The 511-nt window shown below is 62.2% G+C and carries 1 protein-coding gene; it reads left to right on the plus strand.

The genetic code is table 11. The features are described 5' to 3' along the window. Positions 1 to 511: thiamine pyrophosphate-dependent enzyme (locus tag APH42_RS28905; RefSeq protein WP_256217857.1), on the plus strand; the 511-nt coding region annotated here is incomplete at both ends.

Consider the following 511-nt stretch of genomic DNA (forward strand, 5'->3'; position numbering starts at 1 on the left):
CCGACCTGATCATCAACATCGGCCACGACGTGATCGAGAAGCCGCCATTCTTCATGGTCCGTGGCGGCACCGAGGTCATTCACATCAACTTCCGCTCCGCTGAAGTCGATGCCGTGTACTTCCCGCAGGTTGAAGTGATCGGCGACATTGCCAACGCTGTGTGGCAGATCAGCGAAGCGCTGAACGACACGTCGCACTGGGACTTCACCCGCCTGATGGCCATTCGTGAAGCCAACGAAGCACAGATCGCCGAAGGTGCCGACGATAACCGCTTCCCGGTCTACCCGCAGCGCCTGGTGGCCGACATCCGTCGTGTACTGCCGTCCGAAGGCATCGTTGCCCTGGACAACGGCATCTACAAGATCTGGTTCGCCCGTAACTACAAGGCGCACAAGCCCAACACCGTGCTGCTGGACAACGCCCTGGCGACCATGGGCGCCGGCTTGCCATCGGCGATGGCCGCGCACCTGGTGCACCCGGACCGCCCGGTGATTTCGGTGTGCGGTGACGG

This window comes from Pseudomonas sp. NBRC 111140 (assembly GCF_001320885.1).
In the GTDB taxonomy this organism is placed as follows: Bacteria; Pseudomonadota; Gammaproteobacteria; order Pseudomonadales; family Pseudomonadaceae; genus Aquipseudomonas; species Aquipseudomonas putida_P.